We start from the raw sequence: 6,900 nt of genomic DNA, 5'->3' as shown, positions 1-6,900 counted from the left end.
AAGGCCGTATACACGTTGGCCACCCTGTCGAACGCCGATGTCGCGGCGGTCATAGACATCTCGAAACGAGCGGAACTGCCCTGGGACGCTGTCTTTGCCGCGGAGATGGCCGGGGTGTTCAAGCCGGACCCCGCGATCTATCGGATGGCCGCGACCTACCTGGGCCTGGACCCCGCCGAGATCATGATGGTCGCAAGCCACAAATACGACATTCAGGCAGCGGGCAGTCTCGGTTTTCAGACCGCCTTCGTTGCCCGCCCACTGGAATTCGGTGTCGATGGCGAAGTCGACGTGGCCTACTCGAATGAGTTCGACGTCAACGCATCCGACTTCATCGACCTCGCGGAGCAGCTCGGCTGCTGAGGCGTCAGCGACGCGCGGACCCGGTCAGGGGTTGACCGTTGGCTGCCTGCAGAAGGCAGATGACGGTGCTGGGGTTGGGCGTCGCTCCGGTGCGGTCCTGATTCGAGTCGATGAGATAGGTGATCGAAAACCGGCCGCCGCCAACGGATTGACCGGTGTAGGGGGCGAAACCGGCCGCGCAGTCGCGGTTGGCCACGGTGGCAATCGCGGAGTCGACGGCCATCGGGGCGCGCAGATACACCTCGGCCAAATGCGCTGTCGCGCATTCGACTGCGGTGACGGTGACGCGGCTCAGATCGGCCGGCGGCAGGTCGGCGACACAATCGCCGACCTGCAGATCAATCCACTTCTCGGTGTGCCGGCTCAGCGGCGCGGGAGCCGCGGTAGCCGTGGCGCAGGCGCCCAGCAGTGCGATGGCGGCTGCGCCGCACACCGCGTGAAGGCTTCGGTTTCTCATGGCACTTTTGTGTTGGTCAGCGCCGGGTCCGGCTGCTCCGACGACATCGACAAGAACCCACGCAGGCAGCGCGCGGCCAGCCACCAGTTGGCCGGCCTCTTCATGTCCAGCCCACCGACGAGTTGTTTGATCATCGTCAGCGTGTCGAAGTAAATACGTTCGCAGACAAGCGTTTCCGTTGCGTCGAACACGAAATATGCGGTCATGCGGACGCGGAAGCGACTGCCGGTGGGCGGCACCTTTCCGAGATATCCACGGTGGGTGCCCATCAACCAGAACTCGACGATGACCGCGTCGGCGCTGTGCCGCAGTGCGATGATTTCGTGGTCCTGATCGGGAAATGCGGTCCGCGTGTAGGTGTAGTAATCGCGCACCTCTTTGTCGCCGTCGTGGACGATCATCTGGGGGATCAGCTCGTAGCGCGGATGCGGGAAGGTCGACAACACGTCGTCCCAGTCCTGGCGGACCTCATCGTGAAAGTGGTCGAGGACGAGTTTCTGGCGCGCGGCCAGCACCTCGGGACCGGGGAATTCGGGAATGCTCACGAAGGCCAGATCAAGCCGGGGGAGTCCAGGCGACCGGCAGGCTCTTGATGCCGTGGATGAATTGCGAAAGCAGCAGCGACGGTTCTTCGGTGGCGACGATGTCGGGTACTTCGTGGCGCAGTTCGTCGAAGAGGACCCGGATCTCGCGGCGGGCCAGGTTCGCGCCGAGGCAGAAATGCGCACCGCCACCGCCGAATCCCCAATGCGGATTAGGGGTGCGCGCCACGTCGAATTGCCAAGGGTTGTCGAATGTCGACTCGTCGCGGTTGGCCGAGTTGTAGAACAGCGCGACCTTGTCGCCGGCCGCCATCTTGGTGCCGCTCAGCTTGACGTCTCGGGTCAGGGTGCGCCGCATATAGATCACCGGCGAAGCCCACCGCACGATCTCCTCGACCGCCGTCGGAGTCAGGCGGTCGAAGTTGGACCACCACTTGTCCCGCTCTGCCGGGTAGCGCGATAGGGCGAGCACGCCGTGGCTGATCGCGTTGCGGGTGGTCTCGTTGCCGGCGACCACGAGCAAGATGAAGAACGAGGCGATCTCCGAAGACGTCAGCCGGTCGCCGTCGACCTCGGCTTCCACCAGGCTCGTGGTCAGATCGTCATGATGATTGGACCGACGGTCCTCGGCCAGCGCGGTGGCATACGTCCCGATGTCCATCGAAACCTGCATGAACTCTTCGAAATCGGTGGTGAGGTCGGGGTCGCCGAAGCCGAGAATGACGTTGGTCCAATGGAATACCCGCTCGTGGTCTTCCTCGGGGATTCCCATCATGTCGCAGATGACTTGCAACGGCAGCGGCCCGGCGAGCTCGCTGACCAGATCCGCCTCGCCCTTGGGATGATTGGCGATCAGCGAGGCGACCAGCCGGCGGGCGCGCTCGCGAACCGATGCCTCGATGCGCGCCACCACTTTCGGGGTGAACGCGCGGCTGACGATCGAGCGCAGGCGCTGGTGTCGCGGATCATCGAGCACGATCATCGAGCCGAAATACTCTGCCAGCTCAGGTGTTTGGTCGTTGATCGTGATGTTCGGGCTGCTGGAGAAGAGCTCCGGGTGACGGCTTGCGTAGTGCACGTCGTCGTGCTTGGTGAGCGCCCAGTAGCCGTTGCCCGCGACGAAACCGCCGATGTCGATCGCGGGCCAGAAGGAGATCGGCGTCTCGCGTCGCAACGTGGCGAAGGCTCCGTCGCGAAAGTCGTCGCCGAGCCCCCAGAAGTCCAGCGACTCAAGGCGAATGTCGGCAAGAGGGACCTCGGGCGGTGGTGCCCCGTTCGTCCGCGTCGCTACGCTCTTTTTGGGACTCGCCGTGAGGCTCACCTGGATCCTCCTTCTCAGTGCGTGCAGACGGTTCGGCCGCCGGCCGATTGCGCATCACTTACCACGTTGCCGTCGATCAGAATTCGGCAACGCAGGGTGCCCGGACCCTGTGCGCTGAGGACGAACACCTGGCCCCCAAAGGCGGTGAACTGCGTCGACCATGGCAGCGGCACGTTGGCCTGGTGCTGCTGATAGGGGTTGTCCGTCTGGTACGAGATGTACTGGGCGACGGGGCCGCCGGTCACCTCGTACCGCACTTGGGGGAAGTCGCTCGCGTGGGCCACGCCCGCGATGTTCGAAAACCCGACCCCGACCGCGAACAGGACCGCGGAGCCGCGCAGATGCTTCGTCATGTTTTGCATCGTGTCACCACGCGCGACGCTACGGAAGCGTTTGCGGTCAGCGGTTCGGCGCTTCGGTCACCGAGTGCACGGTGTAGAGGTGCGGTTCGAAGCCGGTCGCGACGGCGGCGCAGGCGCCCATGTGCTCGCGTGCGTTCGGGTCCTCGAACACCGCCTTGTACGCCTCGGCGCTTTGCCACTGCGCGTAGTTGATGACCCGGGTGCCGTCGGTGCTGACGTGAATGTTCGCCGAGATGAAGCCGGGCACGAATCGCATCGTCTCCTCGGTGGCGACGCGGAGCAGTTCGGCCAACTCGGATGCGCGCTCGGGAGCGACGGTGAAGACGTTGATCATGGTGGTCAGCGGGGCGTGTTCTTTGATCGTGGTCATCGTCGGACCTTTCTGTGTTGTGTCAGGAACCTTACAAACTCCGGACTCTAGCATGATGTAAGGTTCCTGTCATGAGTCAATCTGCGATCGAGCTTGGTTCGGGCTATCTGGTGAAGCGCGTTCAGCAGGCGCTGCGACGCCGTTGCGACGCCGCACTGAAACCGATCGGGCTGTCGATGTCGCAGTACGCGCTGCTACGCGCGCTGCACGACCATCCCGACGCGTCGGCGTCCGAGCTGGCCCGGCTCTGCTTCGTCACCCGCCAATCGCTGCGCGACGTTCTGAGCGGACTGCGCGCTGCCGGTCTGGTCGCCCTCTCGGACACGCAAGGGCCCGGACGCGCCCGCGCGCTGCAGTTGACCCCGCTGGGGCTGGGCCACCTCAAGAAAAGCCACGCCGCGGTGGAGGGCGTCGAAGCCGAGATGCTGTACGGCGTCCCGGCCGCCGCGCGCCGAGAACTCGCCGCGTTGCTTTTGCGCTGCGCCGAAAACCTCGAGGCCGAGCCGGTCTAGCTTGCGCGTACGCACCACGCTTAATGTGAGCGAACGGGGGCTAGCGGGAAGGTGAGCATGTCGGAAAGCGGCTCAAAGCGTGTAGTGGTCTACGGCACCGGCTTTGTCGGCCGGATGGTGATTCCGGAGATCGTCAAGCATCCGTTGTTCGAATTGGTCGGCGTCGGCGTCAGCAACCCGAACAAGGTCGGACGCGATGTCGCCGACATCTGCGGGTTGCCCGAGCCGACGGGTGTTATCGCCACCGACGACATCGGCGCCCTGATCGCGCTGAAGCCCGATGCGTTGGTGCACTACGGCCCGACCGCGATGCATGCGAAGGAGAACATCGGGCTGATCACCCGCTTCCTGCGGGCCGGCATCGACGTGTGCTCGACGGCGATGACGCCGTGGGTCTGGCCGACGATGCACCTCAACCCGCCACAGTGGATTGCGCCCATCACCGAAGCCTGCGAGCTGGGAGAGTCGTCGTGTTTCACCACGGGCATCGACCCCGGCTTCGCCAATGACCTGTTCCCCATGACGTTGATGGGCTTGTGCTCCGAGGTGCGCAAGGTCCGGGCTTCCGAGCTGCTGGACTACACCAACTACGAAGGCGACTACGAAGTCGAGATGGGCATCGGCCGCGAGCCCGAGTACAGCCCGATGCTGGAGAACCGCGACGTGCTGATCTTCGCGTGGGGTGCGACCGTCCCGATGATCGCGCACGCCGCCGGCATCATGCTCGACGAGATCACCACCACCTGGGACAAATGGGTGACGCCCACAGAGCGCACCTCCGCCAGGGGCGTCATCAAGCCGGGCCACGTCGCCGCGGTCCGGTTCACGATCAACGGAATCTACAAGGGCGAGACGCGAATTCAGCTCGAGCACGTCAACCGCATCGGCCTTGACGCCGCCCCGGACTGGCCGACCGGTCACGACAACGACGTCTACCGCGTCGACATCGAAGGCACCCCGAGCATCTTCCAGGAGACCGCGTTCCGCTTCACCGACGGCTCCGGCCGGGACGCGGCCGCGGCCGGCTGCCTGTCGACCGGCCTGCGCGCTCTCAACGCCGTTCCGGCGGTCAACGATTTGCGGCCTGGCTGGGTCACGCCGCTCGACCTCCCGCTCATCGCCGGAGCCGGCAGCATCCGCTGACCCGGCACACAGCGGGCACCTAGGTGTCGCTGGGACTGGATACAGGTTGCAGCGGCACAATGATGCTCAGCCGAATGCGGGTGCGTGCTGAATACGGGGATACATATGGCCAATGGAGCTGGGACCGCGCTGGGCATATCGATTGGTGCCACCAACCTGGCGGCGGTGACCGGCGACCACGCCGTCACCCGCAAGCCCGTCCTGACGCTGTATCGGGACCGTCCGCCGGAAGTAGGCCTGCCGGCGGAGAACCCGAGGCTCAACCAGCCCGGCCTGGTGATGACCGGCTTCGTCAATCGGATCGGCGATCCGCGCGGCGTCGTAGCGGCCGACGGCTCGGTGCATCCCAGTGAAGAATTGGTCGCCGACGCGTTGCGCGCCCTGGCCTACGCCGCCACCCATGGGCGTGCCCTGCCCGAGAACATCGCGGTGACCTATCCCGCCCACTGGCAATCGCACGCGGTCGACACTCTGGGTGCCGCGCTGAGCGACGTCTCCGACTGGTCGCACCGGACGCAGCCACTGCTGTTGATTCCCGACGCTGCGGCGACGCTGCTCGCCGTGCGCACCAATCCGGGCCTGCCGTCCGACGGAACCGTCGCGGTGTGCGATTTCGGCGGCAGCGGCACCAATGTCACGTTGATGGCCGCCGGCGGTGATTACCAGGCATTGGTCCCGACGGAGCGGAACCGCGATTTCTCCGGCGACCTGATCGACCAGGCGCTGCTGAGCGCGGTGATAGCCAACATGCCGAGCACAGGCGCCTTCGACCCCGCGGGCACCGCCGCGATCGGCTCGCTGAGCCGGCTGCGCACCGGGTGCCGAGGCGCTAAGGAGCGGCTGTCGTCGAGCACGATGACCACGCTGACCGACGGGCTGACGGGGGCGGGCGCCGAGCTGCGGGTCAGCCGGCACGAACTCGACGACGCGATCCGGCCGTCGCTGGACAGATTCCTAGTTTCATTGGAAGAATTGTTAGCGTGCAACGGAATTCGCGATCTGGTCGCGGTGGTGTCGGCAGGCGGCGGCGCGAACATTCCGGCGGTCGCCACCACGCTTTCGCGGCGCCTTCGCGTTCCGGTCGTCACAGCGCCGCGACCGCAGCTGACCGCTGCCATCGGCGGCGCACTGCGGGTGGCACGAGGTCCGGGCGAGAGCAGCGCGACGCTGTCGGCGGCCCCCGCACCCGTCACGGCGACCGCCCAGGCGGCGCCGGCGGACACGGCAACGGGTGTGGCGCCCGCGCGGGCCTGGGCGGCGACTGCCGCCCAGCCAGGGGTGCCGTCGGTCCGCGCGGATCCGCAGCCCGAAGAAGATGCCGCGAAGACCACAAAAGTCGCGAAGCCGAGTTCGAAGCGCAAGCGAATCCTCACCCGCTGGTACGGGCTACCGGCGATGGCGCTCGTTGCGACCGTGATCGCGGTACTGCTGTTGGTGGGGACCGCGGTGGCGGTCGAGCTGACAAGAGGGAACAAGCCGGCGACGACGCCGGCACCGGGGGTGGCCACAAATCAGGTGCCGCCCGCGACCGCCCAGCCCGCGCCCCCCGAGGAGGCTCCGCCACCGGCCCCCGATACGAGCCCGCCCGCCGAGACGAAGACGCCGGCGGCCAGCGCCCCCGCGCCGATTCAGCGGGCCGCGCCTCCCGCCGCGGCCGCGCCCGTCGGTCCGGTCGTCCCGCGCGTCCCGCCGCGCATTCCGCCGATTCCCGGGCTCAACGAACCGATTCCCGGGCTGGATCGAGTGAATCAGATCATTCAGGGAATCGAGGGCGACTTAAACACCGTCGCCCAAGCGCCTCGCTGAATTGCCGCTCAGGTCAACCTTCTT

9 protein-coding genes are annotated in these 6,900 nt (G+C 66.2%); 4 read left to right on the top strand and 5 right to left on the bottom strand.

Annotated features, from left to right (window positions below; genetic code table 11):
- The coding region (locus JOZ00_RS12285) for an HAD-IA family hydrolase (protein WP_293344197.1) at positions 1-363 on the top strand (363 nt) is incomplete at its 5' end.
- A gap of 4 nt (positions 364-367) precedes the next feature.
- Here JOZ00_RS12285 and JOZ00_RS12280 read toward each other — a convergent pair.
- The 5 genes from JOZ00_RS12280 to JOZ00_RS12260 are packed head-to-tail and all read right to left on the bottom strand — an operon-like array spanning position 368 to position 3,415.
- Entirely contained in the window at positions 368-820 is a 453-nt protein-coding gene (locus tag JOZ00_RS12280; RefSeq protein WP_293344195.1) for a hypothetical protein, read from the bottom strand.
- Entirely contained in the window at positions 817-1,365 is a 549-nt protein-coding gene (locus JOZ00_RS12275; protein WP_293344193.1) for an ester cyclase, read from the bottom strand. Before JOZ00_RS12275 ends, JOZ00_RS12280 begins: the two co-directional genes overlap by 4 nt.
- A 10-nt stretch (positions 1,366-1,375) precedes the next feature.
- A complete protein-coding gene (locus tag JOZ00_RS12270; protein ID WP_293344192.1) occupies positions 1,376-2,683 on the bottom strand; it encodes a cytochrome P450 in 1,308 nt (435 codons plus the stop codon).
- A 14-nt stretch (positions 2,684-2,697) separates the two neighbouring features.
- Positions 2,698-3,036: an MmpS family transport accessory protein gene (locus JOZ00_RS12265; protein ID WP_293344191.1), complete on the bottom strand. Its 339-nt coding sequence runs from the start codon at positions 3,034-3,036 to the stop codon at positions 2,698-2,700.
- Positions 3,037-3,082: 46 nt separating this feature from the next.
- Complete coding sequence (locus JOZ00_RS12260; RefSeq protein ID WP_293344189.1) at positions 3,083-3,415, bottom strand: antibiotic biosynthesis monooxygenase family protein; 333 nt, start codon at positions 3,413-3,415, stop codon at positions 3,083-3,085.
- A 71-nt stretch (positions 3,416-3,486) separates the two neighbouring features.
- Between JOZ00_RS12260 and JOZ00_RS12255 the strand changes: the two genes are divergently transcribed.
- From JOZ00_RS12255 to JOZ00_RS12245, 3 genes are all read left to right on the top strand, one after another.
- Positions 3,487-3,927: a MarR family transcriptional regulator gene (locus JOZ00_RS12255; RefSeq protein ID WP_293344187.1), complete on the top strand. Its 441-nt coding sequence runs from the start codon at positions 3,487-3,489 to the stop codon at positions 3,925-3,927.
- A 57-nt stretch (positions 3,928-3,984) separates the two neighbouring features.
- The gene (locus JOZ00_RS12250; protein ID WP_293344185.1) at positions 3,985-5,070 is read left to right on the top strand and encodes a dihydrodipicolinate reductase; all 1,086 of its coding nucleotides are present in this window, start codon (positions 3,985-3,987) and stop codon (positions 5,068-5,070) included.
- A 105-nt stretch (positions 5,071-5,175) separates the two neighbouring features.
- Positions 5,176-6,876, top strand: coding sequence for an Hsp70 family protein (locus JOZ00_RS12245; RefSeq protein WP_293344184.1), 1,701 nt, complete (start codon positions 5,176-5,178; stop codon positions 6,874-6,876).
- Positions 6,877-6,900 lie beyond the last annotated feature (24 nt).

Source organism: Mycobacterium sp., from assembly GCF_019243155.1.
Classification (GTDB): domain Bacteria; phylum Actinomycetota; class Actinomycetes; order Mycobacteriales; family Mycobacteriaceae; genus Mycobacterium.
Note: the sequence above shows the minus strand (reverse complement) of the source record. Positions and strands in the feature narration are given on the sequence as shown.